Annotated in this window: 7 protein-coding genes; 5 read left to right on the top strand and 2 right to left on the bottom strand. The window is 60.0% G+C overall.

The features are described from left to right. Nucleotides 1–190: 190 nt before the first annotated feature. Nucleotides 191–1,597: a glutamate--ammonia ligase gene (gene glnA, locus B7L09_RS15555; RefSeq protein ID WP_017138628.1), complete on the bottom strand. Its 1,407-nt coding sequence runs from the start codon at nt 1,595–1,597 to the stop codon at nt 191–193. Between the two features lie 330 nt (nt 1,598–1,927). Between glnA and thiI the strand changes: the two genes are divergently transcribed. Both thiI and typA read left to right on the top strand, forming a co-directional pair. After that, on the top strand, nt 1,928–3,382 hold the full coding sequence (gene thiI, locus B7L09_RS15545) for a tRNA uracil 4-sulfurtransferase ThiI (protein ID WP_094469572.1): 1,455 nt from the start codon (nt 1,928–1,930) through the stop codon (nt 3,380–3,382). Nucleotides 3,383–3,521: 139 nt separating this feature from the next. Continuing rightward, nucleotides 3,522–5,342, top strand: coding sequence for a translational GTPase TypA (gene typA / locus B7L09_RS15540; protein WP_094469571.1), 1,821 nt, complete (start codon nt 3,522–3,524; stop codon nt 5,340–5,342). A gap of 214 nt (nt 5,343–5,556) precedes the next feature. On the opposite strand, the gene B7L09_RS15535 is transcribed toward typA, so the two are convergent. Next, a complete protein-coding gene (locus B7L09_RS15535; protein ID WP_094469570.1) occupies nt 5,557–6,000 on the bottom strand; it encodes a YkgJ family cysteine cluster protein in 444 nt (147 codons plus the stop codon). A 256-nt stretch (nt 6,001–6,256) separates the two neighbouring features. On the opposite strand from B7L09_RS15535, the gene B7L09_RS15530 reads away from it, so the two are divergent. The 3 genes from B7L09_RS15530 to B7L09_RS15520 all read left to right on the top strand — a co-directional run bounded on the left by B7L09_RS15530 (nt 6,257) and on the right by B7L09_RS15520 (nt 13,936). Continuing rightward, nucleotides 6,257–8,707, top strand: a complete 2,451-nt coding sequence (locus B7L09_RS15530; protein ID WP_094469569.1) for a glycogen/starch/alpha-glucan phosphorylase — start codon at nt 6,257–6,259, stop codon at nt 8,705–8,707. Nucleotides 8,708–8,978: 271 nt separating this feature from the next. Continuing rightward, nucleotides 8,979–12,566 (top strand): DUF2339 domain-containing protein, encoded by a 3,588-nt coding sequence (locus B7L09_RS15525; RefSeq protein ID WP_094469568.1) that lies wholly within the window; start codon nt 8,979–8,981, stop codon nt 12,564–12,566. After that, complete coding sequence (locus B7L09_RS15520) at nt 12,563–13,936, top strand: DUF3999 domain-containing protein (protein ID WP_094469567.1); 1,374 nt, start codon at nt 12,563–12,565, stop codon at nt 13,934–13,936. The genes B7L09_RS15525 and B7L09_RS15520 overlap by 4 nt, the downstream gene beginning before the upstream one ends. Nucleotides 13,937–14,014: the final 78 nt, after the last annotated feature.

Genomic DNA, 14,014 nt, shown 5'->3' with positions numbered 1-14,014 from the left:
CAAAACCCTTGTGGGAGCGGGCTTGCTCGCGAAAGCGGAGTGTCAGCCACCATCAATGCAAGCTGACACACTGCATTCGCGAGCAAGCCCGCTCCCACATTGGTACTGCGTCGATTTCTGGATTGCAGGCACAAAAAAGGCCTCCCGAAGGAGGTCTTTTCGTCACGCCACGTTAAGCGGCGCTACCGGATCAGCAGCTGTAGTACAGCTCGTATTCCAGTGGGTGTACGAAGGTGCGTACTTTGATTTCTTCTTCGCTTTTCAGCTCGATGTAGGCATCGATGAAGTCGTCGCTGAATACGCCGCCTTTGGTCAGGAACGCGCGGCCCTTGTCCAGCTCTTCCAGGGCTTCTTTCAGGCTGCCGCACACTTGTGGGATCTCTTTGGCCTCTTCAGGCGGCAGGTCGTACAAGTTTTTGTCGGCAGCGTCGCCAGGGTGGATCTTGTTCTGGATACCGTCCAGGCCAGCCATGACCAGGGCCGCGAAGGCCAGGTACGGGTTGGCTGCCGGGTCCGGGAAGCGAGCTTCGATACGGCGAGCGCGCGGGCTGGACACGTAAGGAATACGGATCGAGGCGGAGCGGTTGCGCGCCGAGTAGGCCAGCATTACCGGTGCTTCGAAACCTGGGACCAGACGCTTGTAGGAGTTGGTCGACGGGTTGGTGAAGCCGTTCAGGGCCTTACCGTGCTTGATGATACCGCCGATGAAGTACAGGGCAGTGTCGGACAGGCCGGCATAACCTTCGCCAGCGAAGGTGTTCTTGCCATCTTTAGCGATGGACAGGTGAACGTGCATACCCGAACCGTTATCGCCATACAGCGGCTTAGGCATGAAAGTAGCGGTACGGCCGTAGGCATCAGCCACGTTGTGTACGCAGTACTTCAGGGTCTGAACTTCGTCAGCCTTGGCAACCAGGGTGTTGAACTTCACGCCGATTTCGTTCTGGCCTGCAGTCGCCACTTCGTGGTGGTGAACTTCGATGACCAGGCCCATTTCTTCCATGGCGTTGCACATGGAGGTACGGATTTCGTGGTCGTGGTCGAACGGCGGAACCGGGAAGTAGCCACCTTTGATGCCTGGACGGTGGCCTTTGTTGCCGCCTTCGATGTCCTGGTCGGACATCCACGAACCCTGTTCGGAGAAGATTTTGAACATGGAGCCGGAGATGTCGGACTTGAACTTGACCGAATCAAAGATGAAGAATTCTGGCTCCGGACCTACGAATACGGTGTCGCCGATACCGGTCGACTTCAGGTATTCCTCGGCGCGCTTGGCGATCGCACGTGGGTCGCGGTCGTAGCCTTGCATGGTCGAAGGCTCGATCACGTCGCAGACGATGATCAGGGTTGGGTCTTCGGTGAACGGGTCGAGAACGGCAGTGCTGTCGTCCGGCATCAGGATCATGTCGGAAGCTTCGATGCCTTTCCAACCGGCAATGGAGGAACCGTCGAACATTTTGCCTTCTTCGAAGAAAGCATCATCCAGCGCGTCGCGAGCCGGCATGGTCACGTGGTGCTGAGTACCTTTAGTGTCCGTGAAGCGCAGATCAATCCATTTAACGTCATGATCTTTGATGAGTTGAACCGACTTCGACATGGTGTCCTCCGGGTGGCTTCGGGCTGGATAGTGGAAGCCCTTAGAATGTGGGTGATGCCGGCGCGAATACTCGACCAAGGCAACCTGCCTCACAAGAGAGCAAATTGCATGCCAGTGCCCCACCATGGGTTTTTTGCCCCAATATCACGCTTATAAAGGCACAAAGCATCTGTAAGCGGAAAATCTCGCCCTACAATGTAGCGTTAAAATCAACAAATGACCTGTTTTGGTGCGCGAAAAACCTTCTGCACATTAACTGGTTAAACCTTGAGCAATTTCCGCTATAATCCGCGCCCCCCTTTTTCNGCTGGCCCAGCGCGCGCTGTTTCCATGAAATTAATCGTTAAAGTGTTCCCCGANATCACCATCAAAAGCCGACCGGTACGGATGCGTTTCATCCGTCAGTTGGCCAAGAACATCCGTGCCGTGCTCCGTGACCTGGACCCGGCTGTGGTGGTGAATGGCGTGTGGGACAACCTCGAGCTGGAAACCCGTATCACCGATGCCAAAGCCTTGAAGGACATGACCGAGCGCCTGAGCTGCATGCCGGGCATCGCGCATTTCCTGCAGGTGGATGAGTACCCGCTGGGCGACTTCGACGACATCGTCGCCAAGTGCAAGCAGCACTTCGGCGAGGCGCTGGAAGGGAAGATCTTTTCGGTGCGCTGCAAGCGGGCCGGCAAGCACACCTTCAGCTCCATGGACGTCGAGAAATACGTCGGCAGCCAACTGCGTCGTCAGTGCGGTGCCGCCGGAATCTCGCTGAAAGAGCCGGAAATTGAAGTTCGCATCGAAATTCGCGACAAACGGTTGTTCGTGATCCACAGCCAGCACAACAGCATCGGCGGCTACCCGCTGGGTGCCCTGGAACAGACCCTGGTGCTCATGTCCGGCGGTTTCGATTCCACGGTAGCGGCCTACCAGATCATGCGCCGCGGCCTGATGAGCCACTTCTGCTTCTTTAATCTGGGCGGGCGTGCACATGAATTGGGCGTGATGGAAGTCGCGCACTTTATCTGGAAGAAGTACGGCAGCTCCCAACGCGTGCTATTTGTAAGCGTGCCGTTCGAGGAAGTGCTGGGCGAAATTCTCGGCAAAGTCGATAACAGTCATATGGGCGTAGTATTGAAGCGTATGATGTTGCGCGCTGCGTCCCGTATTGCCGATCGGCTGGACATTGATGCGCTGGTTACCGGCGAGGCGATTTCCCAGGTGTCGAGCCAGACACTGCCGAACCTGTCCGTGATCGACTGCGTGACCGACAAGCTGGTCTTGCGTCCGCTGATCGCCAGTCACAAGCAGGACATCATCGACCTGGCCGAAGAAATCGGCACGGCGGATTTCGCCAAGCACATGCCTGAATATTGCGGGGTCATCTCGGTGAACCCCAAGACCCACGCCAAGCGCAACCGCGTGGAGTACGAAGAACAACAGTTCGACATGGCGATTCTGGAGCGTGCGCTCGAGAACGCTAAAATGGTCCCGATCGATCGCGTAATCGAAGAATTGGGCCAAGACGTGCAAATCGAAGAAGTCAGCGAAGCCCTGGCCGGCCAGATTATCGTCGACATCCGTCACCCGGATGCCGCCGAAGATGAGCCGCTGGAAATCGCTGGCATCGACGTGCAAACGCTGCCGTTCTACGCATTGAACGCGCGTTTCAAGGAACTGGATAACAGCCGTCAGTACCTGCTGTATTGCGACAAAGGCGTGATGAGTCGCCTGCATGCCCACCATTTGCTCAGTGAGGGGCATGCCAATGTGCGCGTTTATCGACCGAGCTAAGAGCCCGGGGCTGTTTGCCTGTGGCCTGCGTCACCGGCCCCCCGACTCTGCCGTCAAGCTGTAACGGCAAGGCCTGACTCTACTGTTAATCGCTGCCACGACCTGTCAGCACACCGAATCCTCTGATCGAGATACACAAGTGATCGAAAATCTACGTAACATCGCCATCATTGCTCACGTTGACCATGGTAAAACCACCCTGGTAGACAAACTCTTGCGTCAATCCGGCACCCTGGAGCGCAACGAGCTCAACGACGAGCGCGTGATGGACTCCAACGACCAGGAGAAAGAGCGCGGTATTACCATCCTGGCGAAAAACACCGCCATCAACTGGAACGGCTACCACATCAACATCGTGGACACCCCGGGCCACGCCGACTTCGGCGGCGAAGTTGAACGCGTAATGTCGATGGTTGACTCCGTTCTGCTGCTGGTTGACGCTCAAGACGGCCCTATGCCGCAAACCCGTTTCGTGACCAAGAAGGCTTTCGAAGCCGGCCTGCGTCCGATCGTGTGCATCAACAAGGTTGACCGTCCAGGCGCACGTCCGGACTGGGTTCTGGACCAGATTTTCGACCTGTTCGACAACCTGGGTGCAACCGAAGAGCAGCTTGATTTCCAAGTGATCTACGCCTCNGCCCTGAACGGNATTGCCGGTCTGGAACACACCGCCATGGCGGAAGACATGACCCCGCTGTACCAAGCGATCGTTGACCACGTTCCACCGCCGAAGGTTGACCGTGAAGGCCCGTTCCAGATGCAAATCTCGGCACTGGACTACAACAGCTTCCTGGGTGTTATCGGCGTTGGCCGTATCGCCCGTGGTAGCGTCAAGCCGAACACTCAAGTTGTGGCGATCGGTGCTGACGGCAAGNNCCGTAACGGTCGTATCCTGAAGCTGATGGGTCACCACGGTCTGCACCGTATTGACGTTGAAGAAGCTTTCGCAGGCGACATCGTGTGCGTAAGCGGNTTGGACTCGCTGTTCATCTCCGACACTCTGTGCGACCCNCACACTGTCGAGGCGATGAAGCCTCTGACCGTTGACGAGCCAACCGTTTCCATGACCTTCCAGGTAAACGACTCGCCTTTCTGCGGTAAAGAAGGCAAGTTCGTGACTTCCCGTAACATCAAGGAACGTCTGGACAAAGAGCTGCTGTACAACGTTGCTCTGCGCGTTGAAGAAGGCGACTCGGCTGACAAGTTCAAGGTTTCCGGCCGTGGTGAGCTGCACCTCTCGGTACTGATCGAAACCATGCGTCGCGAAGGCTTCGAAATGGGCGTTGGTCGTCCAGAAGTGATCATCCGCCAGGTTGACGGCGTGAAGCAGGAACCGTTTGAAGACGTGACCATCGACCTGCCAGAAGAATCGCAAGGTTCGATCATGGAACAGATCGGTATCCGTAAAGGCGACCTGACCAACATGGTGCCGGATGGCAAAGGCCGTGTGCGTCTGGAATACAACATCCCTGCTCGTGGTCTGATCGGTTTCCGTAACCAGTTCCTGACCCTGACCAACGGTGCTGGCATCCTGACCTCGATCTTCGATCGCTACGACACCATGAAGTCCGGCGACATGTCCGGCCGTCAGAACGGTGTTCTGGTATCGGTAGAAACCGGTAAGGCTCTGACTTACTCGCTGGAAACCCTGCAAGCTCGCGGCAAACTGTTCCTGGGTCACGGTGAAGACGTGTACGAAGGTCAAATCGTTGGNATNAACAGCCGTGACAACGACATGGGCGTCAACCCAACCAAAGGCAAGAAGCTCGACAACATGCGTGCTTCGGGTAAAGACGAAACCATCGCTCTGGTTCCACCAGTGAAGTTCACTCTGGAGCAAGCTCTGGAATTCGTTCAAGAAGACGAANTGTGCGAAGTTACGCCTAAGTCCATCCGTCTTCGTAAGAAGATCCTGGACGAANGCGAGCGTACCCGCGCTGCCAAGAAAGCCGGTAACTGAGTCTCGACTTAGTTAGCTGCTAAAAAAACGCCCCCGACCGCAAGGTCGGGGGCGTTTTTGTTTGTCTGGGGTTTGATGTTGTCTGGGCCGGCGCCATCGCGGGCAAGCCCGCTCCCACAGTGTCCGAGTCGTGCTCGAATCTGGTGTCACCCACAATAAACTGTGGGAGCGGGCTTGCCCGCGATGGCGTCCTGTCAGCCAGCGAGATTGCGGATCAGAATTTTTCGAGGGTACGACGGCTCTCGCTGCTCTCACGTGCCACTTCTTTGGGCTTGTAAGCGCAATACCCCGGCCGTGGCCCGATTTTCGGGTGATTGCGGCAAGTGTCCGGGCGCTTTTCATAAATAGTGCACAGACGGCTCTTACGATCCAGGTACAGGCAATCGTTGTTGCTCATGCGCTGCAGGGTAAAAATCTCGGATTTGGAGTTGTAGCGCTCGACGATGCCTTCTTTCTGCAAACGCTTGGCGATGTTCTTCGGCGGGTCGCCGCGTTCGAACTCATCGACGATGCCAATGCGGATCAGGTCCTTGATCTTCACCTCAACCGGCAGCGTGCAGCAGCTGGATACACACGAGCCGCACATCGGCGCAGAATATTTGGCCCAGGTATCGAGGCGATCGATCTCCGCGGCGGCGATCAGGTTGGACTTCATCATCGGTTGTTACCAGCGTGTGCATCAGGGCGCGCGATCATACCGGGACTGGTGGATTTTTGAACAACCTTTCGCCAGATTTTTTCTCCTTCGCCCAAATAACACCGTTAATCCGGCACGGCCCCTGCATTGATTCAGGTACATGACAATGTAATGCCGGCCTATCTCGCACTATCAGGAAAAACTGCCGAACCAGAGCCCCCACGGCCTGTCAGACCGTCTAGGCTCAACAACTCCACGCTCGCTCGAGGTCCTATCGATGACTCAAGAACCACTTGTTCGCGAAGCAGAGGTGGCCGCATTTCGCGATGCCGTCTTGACCAAACTCACTTACGCGGTGGGTAAAGACCCCGACCACGCCTTCGACCACGACTGGTTTGAAGCCATTGCCCTGGCCGCCCGCGACCACATGGTCGAGCACTGGATGGATCACACCCGGCAGATTTACCGCAAAGGTCAGAAACGGGTTTACTACCTCTCCCTGGAATTTCTCATCGGCCGGCTGCTCTACGACAGCCTGAGCAATCTTGGACTGCTCGACGTCGCCCGCGAAGCGCTGACCGAACTCGGCGTCGACCTGGAACGCATCCGCCTGCTGGAGCCCGATGCGGCGCTGGGCAACGGCGGCCTCGGTCGTCTGGCGGCGTGCTTCATGGAAAGCATGTCGACCCTCGGCATCGCTGGCCACGGNTACGGCATTCGCTATGAGCACGGCTTGTTCCGCCAGGCCATCGTCGACGGCTGGCAGCAGGAACAGACCGAACACTGGCTGGATTTCGGCAACCCGTGGGAATTTGAACGGCCTGAAGTCGTTTACCCGATCGGCTTCGGCGGCAGTGTCGAAACCGTCACCGATGAAAACGGCAAGTCCAAGCAAGTCTGGTCCCCGGTGGAAACCGTGCGGGCCATTGCTTACGACACGCCGGTGGTCGGCTGGCGCGGGGCCAGCGTGAACACCCTGCGTCTGTGGCGTGCACGGGCCGTGGAGGACCTGCACCTGGAGCGTTTCAACGCCGGTGACCACTTGGGCGCCGTCGCCGAAGTGGCCCGCGCCGAAAGCATCTCGCGTGTGCTTTACCCGGCCGACAGCACCGAAGCAGGGCAGGAACTGCGCCTGCGCCAGGAATACTTCTTCGTTTCCGCATCGCTGCAAGATTTGCTGCGCCGCCATCGCAACATGCACACTTCGGTCCTGACCCTGGGCGACCACGCGGCGATCCAGCTCAACGACACGCACCCCTCGATTGCGGTGGCCGAACTGATGCGTCAGCTCGTCGACGTCTACGACGTGGCATGGGATGCCGCGTGGCAAGTCACCGTCGACACGCTCTCGTACACCAACCACACGCTGTTGCCGGAAGCNCTGGAAACCTGGCCTGTCGGCCTGATGGAACGCATGCTGCCGCGGCACATGCAAATCATCTACCTGATCAACGCCCAGCATATTGACTCGCTGCGGGCCAAGGGCATCCACGATTTCGACGTGCTGCGCGCGGTGTCGCTGATCGAAGAAGACAACGGCCGCCGCGTGCGCATGGGTAACCTGGCGTTCCTCGGCTCCCATAGCGTCAACGGCGTGTCCGGTTTGCATACCCAACTGATGCGCAGCACGGTGTTCTCCGAACTGCACAAGCTGTACCCGGAGCGCATCAATAACAAAACCAACGGCATCACCTTCCGCCGCTGGCTTTACCAGGCCAACCCCGAGCTGACGTCGATGATGGTCGATGCCCTCGGCCCGGACCTGTTGGACAACGCTGAAGCACGCCTGAAGGAACTGGAGCCGTTTGCCGAGAAAGCTGCATTCCGCAAAGCCTTCGCCGAGCAGCGGCTGCACAGCAAGAAGGCCTTGGCGTACCTGATTCATGAACGACTGGGGATCGCAGTCAACCCGGCGGCGATGTTCGATGTGCAGGTCAAGCGGATCCACGAATACAAACGCCAGTTGCTCAACCTGATGCACACCGTGGCGCTGTACCAGGCGATTCGCGCCGAGCCGGGCACCGATTGGGTGCCNCGCGTGAAAATCTTCGCGGGCAAGGCGGCCGCGAGTTATCACCAGGCCAAGTTGATCATCAAACTGACCAATGACATCGCCCGCACCGTGAACAACGACCCCACCGTGCGCGGTTTGCTCAAGGTAGTGTTCTTGCCCAACTACAACGTCAGCCTGGCGGAAAGCATCATTCCGGCGGCGGACTTGTCGGAGCAGATTTCCACTGCCGGTTTTGAGGCCTCGGGCACCAGTAACATGAAGTTCGGCCTCAATGGCGCGCTGACCATCGGCACCCTCGATGGCGCCAACGTCGAAATGTGCGAGTTCATCGGCCCCGAGCACATGTTCATCTTCGGCCTCAGTGCTCAGCAGGTTGAAGCGCGCAAGCAGAACCATGAGTTCAATGCCACGCCGGACATTGCCGCGTCCCATCGACTTAACGACGTGCTGCAAGCGATTCGCGGCGGGGTGTTCTCGCCGGATGATCCGGGCCGTTATGTGGGCTTGATCGACGGCCTGATCGACTACGACCGCTTCCTGGTGTGTGCCGACTTCGACTCCTACTGGGATGCCCAGGCGCGTGTCGAGGCGCATTGGCACGACTCGAAGGCGTGGTGGCGTTCGGCGGTGCTCAATACGGCGCGCATGGGCTGGTTCTCGTCCGACCGGACCATTCGCGAGTACGCCACGGATATCTGGAAGGCATTGGAGTAACTTTTAGCAATAATTGCGAGCAAGGCCCGACGGTTGTTGGGCCTGATCGATATACTAAGCCCCAGTTTCACCGGGCAGCAGGCACTGGCAATCCAATGTGGGAGCGAGCCTGCTCGCGAAAGCGGTCTGACATTCAACCTCGATGCTGAATGTCATGGCCCCTTCGCGAGCAGGCTCGCTCCCACAGGTTTGTGTGGTTTCACACTAGACTCAGCCAGAGGCTGCTTTACCCGGATTCGCCCCGCAGCGGGGCCGCTTAGGGATATCGACCATGCAATGGATGTTCATGCTGATTGGGCTGGTGCTGGGCTGGATACTCGACGAGTCATTCAGCGATGCGCTGTTGGGTGCGTTGCTCGGGTTGGGTATTGGCCAAGCCATTCGTATCGGCCGCCTGGATTCACAAGCGGCCGAGCAGCGTCGTCTGCTGGAGCAGGCTCAGGTTGCGCTGAATGGCGTGCAGCAACGCCTGGCATTGCTGGAGGTGCCTGGCGTCACAACGCCTGAAACCAGCGAGCCGGTTGCCAGCGAAGCCGCCCCGTCGCCTGACTTCACCCTCGATGACATTCCTGTCGAAACCCCGGAGCTGATCTGGGACCTCCCGCCCGAACTCGAGCCGATGGCCGCAACGGCAGCGCAAACCAGCCGTCCGCTGCCCGACGATGCCTGGAAACCTGAGCCGGTCACTCGCGAACCGCAACAACCCGCCGTCCCTCGCGGCCCGAATTTTATCGAGCGCGCCATCAGTGGTGCACGCAACTGGCTGTTCGGCGGCAACACCGTCCTGCGGGTCGGCGTGGTGTTGTTGTTCCTCGGTCTGGCGTTCTTGCTGCGTTATGCCACTGAAGGCATGGTGGTGCCGATCGAACTGCGGTACGCCGGGGTCGCGGCGGCTGCGTTGGGTTTGCTCGGTCTGGGTTGGTGGCTCAGGACACGCAACAGCAACTACGNCTTGATGCTGCAAGGCACCGGCATTGCCGTGTTGTACCTGACCGTGTTCGCTGCGATGCGCCTGCACCCGTTGATCGACCCAGGCGCGGCACTCGGCCTGCTGGTGGCGGTCACGGTGTTCTCGGCGATNCTNGCGATTACCCAGGATGCGTTGGGCCTGGCCGCTGCCGCTGCACTCGGTGGCTTCGCGGCGCCGATCCTGACCTCCACCGGTGCCGGTAACCATGTGGCGCTGTTCAGCTACTTCGCACTGCTCAACGCCGGCATCCTCGCCATCGCCTGGTTCAAGGCCTGGCGCTTGCTCAACCTGATCGGCTTTGTTGGCACCTTCGGCATCGGTTTCGCCTGGGGCATGCGTTCCTACACACCGGAACTGCTGTGGAGCACCGAGCCGTTTCTGATTGTGTTTTTCCTGATGTACCTGGCCATCGGCTTGTTGTTCGCCCGGCGAAAATTGCAGGAGATGAGCGGCGCGCCTGAGGACGACAGCCGTGGCGCACTGCTGCGCTGGTCGGCGGCCAAGGGCGATTATGTCGACGGCAGCATGCTGTTCGGCCCGCCGCTGGTGGGCTTTGGCTTGCAGTTCGCGCTGGTGCAGCACCTGGACTTTGCCGCCGCGTTCAGTGCGTTGGGCCTGGGAATTATCTACATGGGCCTGGCCCGGTTGTTGAGGGGTGGGCGCGCCTTGTTGCTGGCGGAAACCTGCCTGGCGCTGGGTGTGATCTTTGCCAGCCTGGCGATTCCCCTGGGCCTCGATGCACGCTGGACGGCTGCCGCGTGGGCCGTCGAGGGCGCGGGGATTTTCTGGCTCGGCCTGCGTCAGCAACGACCGCTGGCTCGTGCGTTTGCCTTGCTGCTGCAACTGGGCTCGGCCATCGCGTTTGTCAGCGAATTGCGCATCGGCGACGGCAGTTTGCTCGACGGCGCTCCGCTGGGCGCGTTGATGCTCGGCGTGGCGTTGTTGTTCAGCTTCTATCAATTGCGCAAAGCCTTGCCCGAACAGACATCGGAATGGGAGCGCAAAGGGCTGCCGGTATTGGCCTGCCTGGGCCTGACCTTCCTCTATCTGCTGGCGCCGTTGTTCTTCCTGACCCACGGCACCGCAATCAGTTGGGCGCTGGCGGGGTTGGCGACGTTGTTTGTCGGTCTGCGTCTGCAATCACGCACGTTCCTGTTCACCGCGTTCGCTGTGCAATTGCTTGGCGGTGCGTTGTTCCTGTTGCGGTTGCAAGGTTCGAGTGGTGAGTCCGGCGCGGTGTTCAGCGCGGGTTGGAGCGGCTTGCTCAGCGCCTCCCTGATCGGCTTGGCGCTAATTGCCGGCATGTTGCTCGCCGCGCGTGACGAGATGGTGCGCAGCGATGTTCGATTGTTGCGCGGCTTGTCGGTGGTGTTGCTCGCCGGTCTGGTGCTGATCAATCTGGCGGTGCTGTTCGTGCTGCCGTGGCAGACTGCGAGTGCGGTGTGGGCGGCCAGTGGCTTGTTCATCATTTGGTTGAGTCTGTATCTGAAGCAGCGCGTGAGTTTTGTCTTCGGCCTGTTGTTGCAGGTGATTGGCGGCGCAGCGTTCCTGTTCGCCGGGCCGGACCTGCTCGGACCACTGGCCAGCGAAGGGTTGAAGCCACTGGCCCACAGCGGCTTCTGGACGCCGCTGGTGTTAGGCCTGGCCGCGATGGTCGGGGCCTGGCGCTTGCAACTCGGCAACCATGCCTCGGCATTTGATGTGCTGAGCTTGCAGCGTTTGTCCGAAGTGCTGCTGGTGTGGGGCGCGGGATGGTGGGCGCTGGCGTGGATCAGTGAAATGCTGCGTTTTGCACCGTTGAATCTGCAAGCGACCTTGCTGCTGGCGGTTGCCGCCGTGAGCGTGGCGCTGTGGACAGTGTTGGCGTTGCGCCTGAAATGGCCGTTGCTCGGCCTGCTTTGCACCTTGCTGATTCCCGCTGCCGGTCTGGTCCTGCTCGCCGCATGGCACTCGCGTTATCACCCGGCCGCCGATTTCGGTTGGCTGGTCTGGGCAGCGGTGTTCGTCGTGCATTTCATCTCCCTGCGACGCCTGGCGCCGATGTTGCCGGCGCGTGCCCTGAGCACCGCCCATGTGCTCGGCTGCTGGCTGTTGATCGGTGTGCTGGCGCTGGAGCTGCGTTACGGCCTGCTGTTGCTGTCCGAGCAGTACAACGCCTGGCGCTGGTTGGGTTGGGCGATTCTGCCGAGTCTGTACCTGGTGCTGATGGCGGCGCCGCGCAACTGGCCGTGGCCCGTTTCGGCTTATCCACGCGAATACCGTTTCTTCGCGGCGGCACCGTTGGCGGTGCTGATGCTCGGATGGTTCTGGCTGGCGAATAGCGTCAGCGACGGCACGGCTGAGCCTTTGCCCTATGTGCCGCTGGTCAATCCGCTGGAGCTGGGGCTGCTGTTTGCGCTGTTCGGTGTCTACGTCTGGTCCCGCAGCGCCGTGACGCAACTGTCGATCCGCAAGGACTACGTCGCCCATGCCACGCAATTGATCGCCGGAGTCTCGCTGTTCGTCTTCTTCACCGCGCTGGTGATGCGCACCGCTCACCATTGGGGCGGCGTGCCGTTCGAGCTGGATGCGTTGCTTGAATCCATGCTCGTGCAGGCTGGCCTGTCCATCGTCTGGACCTTGGTCGCTCTCGGCCTGATGATCGGCGGCCATCTGCGCCATCGTCGCGAAGTGTGGCTGATCGGCGCGGCGCTGATTGCGCTAGTGGTCGCCAAGCTGTTCTTTGTCGAACTGAGCAACCGTGGCGGGCTGGCGCGGATCGTGTCGTTTATCGGNGTCGGCGTGTTGCTGCTGGTGGTGGGCTATTTCGCGCCGCTGCCACCAAAACGTGCCGAGGCTGCGCCGGATGCTGAAAGGCCGGCCCCTGAAACCGAAGGAGTGTCGTCTTGAGTCAGAAGTTGAATCTGGGCTGGTTGGGCGCGGTTGCGCTGGGCGTGGCGCTGTCCGCCAGCGCTCAGGAAAAACCGGCGGACTTCGCCACGCAGGTGCCGTTGTCGGTGAGCGGCGAGGGACCTTGGTATCGCCTCGATTTACCCTTGAGTGTGCAACTGAATGCCCGGCAAACGGACCTCAGCGATGTCCGTGTGTTCAACGCTGCCGGCGAGGCCCAGGCCTACGCCTTGGCGCGCGAGGCGGCGTCAACCCGGGAAAATCGCACGCTGACCGACGTGAAATGGTTCCCGCTGTACACCTCGGCGGACGCCACGGAGCGGGCGCCGGGTATCCGCGTGCAATCCAGCGCCAACGGCACCTTGGTCGAGGTGCAGCCGTCCACTCAGTTGGAGGCGGGCGAAGAATTACTCCGCGGCTGGTTGCTCGATGCCAGCGCCATCAAGGCGCCGTTGCAGCAGTTGATCCTCGACTGGACCAGCGAGCAGGATGGCTTTCAGCGTTTCACCATCGAGGCCAGCGACGACTTGCAGCATTGGCAGTCGTGGGGCGAAGGGCAGGTGGCGCGGCTGACGTTTGCCGATGAGCGGGTCGAGCAGCATGAAGTCGGCTTGCCGGGGCAATCGGCGCGTTATCTGCGCTTGCTGTGGAATTCACCGCAATCGGCGCCGGCGCTGACCTCTGCGCAGCTGCAAAGCGCGAACCCCCGCAGTCTGCCGCTGCCGTTGGTCTGGTCGCAGCCGCTGACGGGCAGCAGCGTGAAGGCGGGTGAATACACGTGGCAATTGCCGATGGGGCTGAATGTCGAGCGGGTGCAGGTTGAGCTGAGTCAGCCCAATAGCCTGGCGCCGGTGACGTTGTCCGGTCGTCGCGAAAGCAGCCTGCCGTGGCAGCCGCTCAGCAGCGGTTTGCTCTATCGCCTGACCCAGAGTGGCCAGGACGTGGTGCAGAACGAATTGCAGCTGTCGGGGCAGACCGTGCAGCAGTTGAAACTTGTCGTGGATGAGCGCGGCGGTGGCCTGGGCGCTGAAGCGCCGACGGTGAAGTTTGCTGTGCGCTCGACGCAATTGGTGTTCCTGGCGCGCGGGGCCGGGCCTTTTACGCTGGCGCTGGGGAGTGCGACGGTGAAGGCGGCGAACCTGCCGTTGTCGACGCTGATCCCGGATTACAGCGCGCAGAAGTGGGCGGCGCTTGGCAAGGCGTCGGTGGAAGGTGCGGCGGTGGTGAGCAACACTTCCACGGTGAAAACGGCCGCGACGACGGACACGAACTGGAAGAAGTTCGGGTTGTGGGGGGTGTTGTTGCTGAGTGTGCTGTTTCTGGCGGCGATGGCGTTCAGTTTGCTGCGCAAGCCCCCCATAAAACCCTGAGAATGGCTGGCGCTGCGCGCCATTCGCGAGCAAGCCCGCTCCCACATTCGACCGAGTATTTCTGATGAGACTCGGTCA

It is taken from the genome of Pseudomonas mandelii (assembly GCF_002251635.1).
Lineage (GTDB): Bacteria > Pseudomonadota > Gammaproteobacteria > Pseudomonadales > Pseudomonadaceae > Aquipseudomonas > Aquipseudomonas mandelii_B.
Note: the sequence above shows the minus strand (reverse complement) of the source record. Positions and strands in the feature narration are given on the sequence as shown.

Bases quoted from the DNA above. Each gene is read 5' to 3' on its own strand.
- glnA (WP_017138628.1), bottom strand. From the start codon at position 1,597: ATGTCGAAGTCGGTTCAACTCATCAAAGATCATGACGTTAAATGGATT.
- B7L09_RS15535 (WP_094469570.1), bottom strand. From the start codon at position 6,000: ATGATGAAGTCCAACCTGATCGCCGCCGCGGAGATCGATCGCCTCGAT.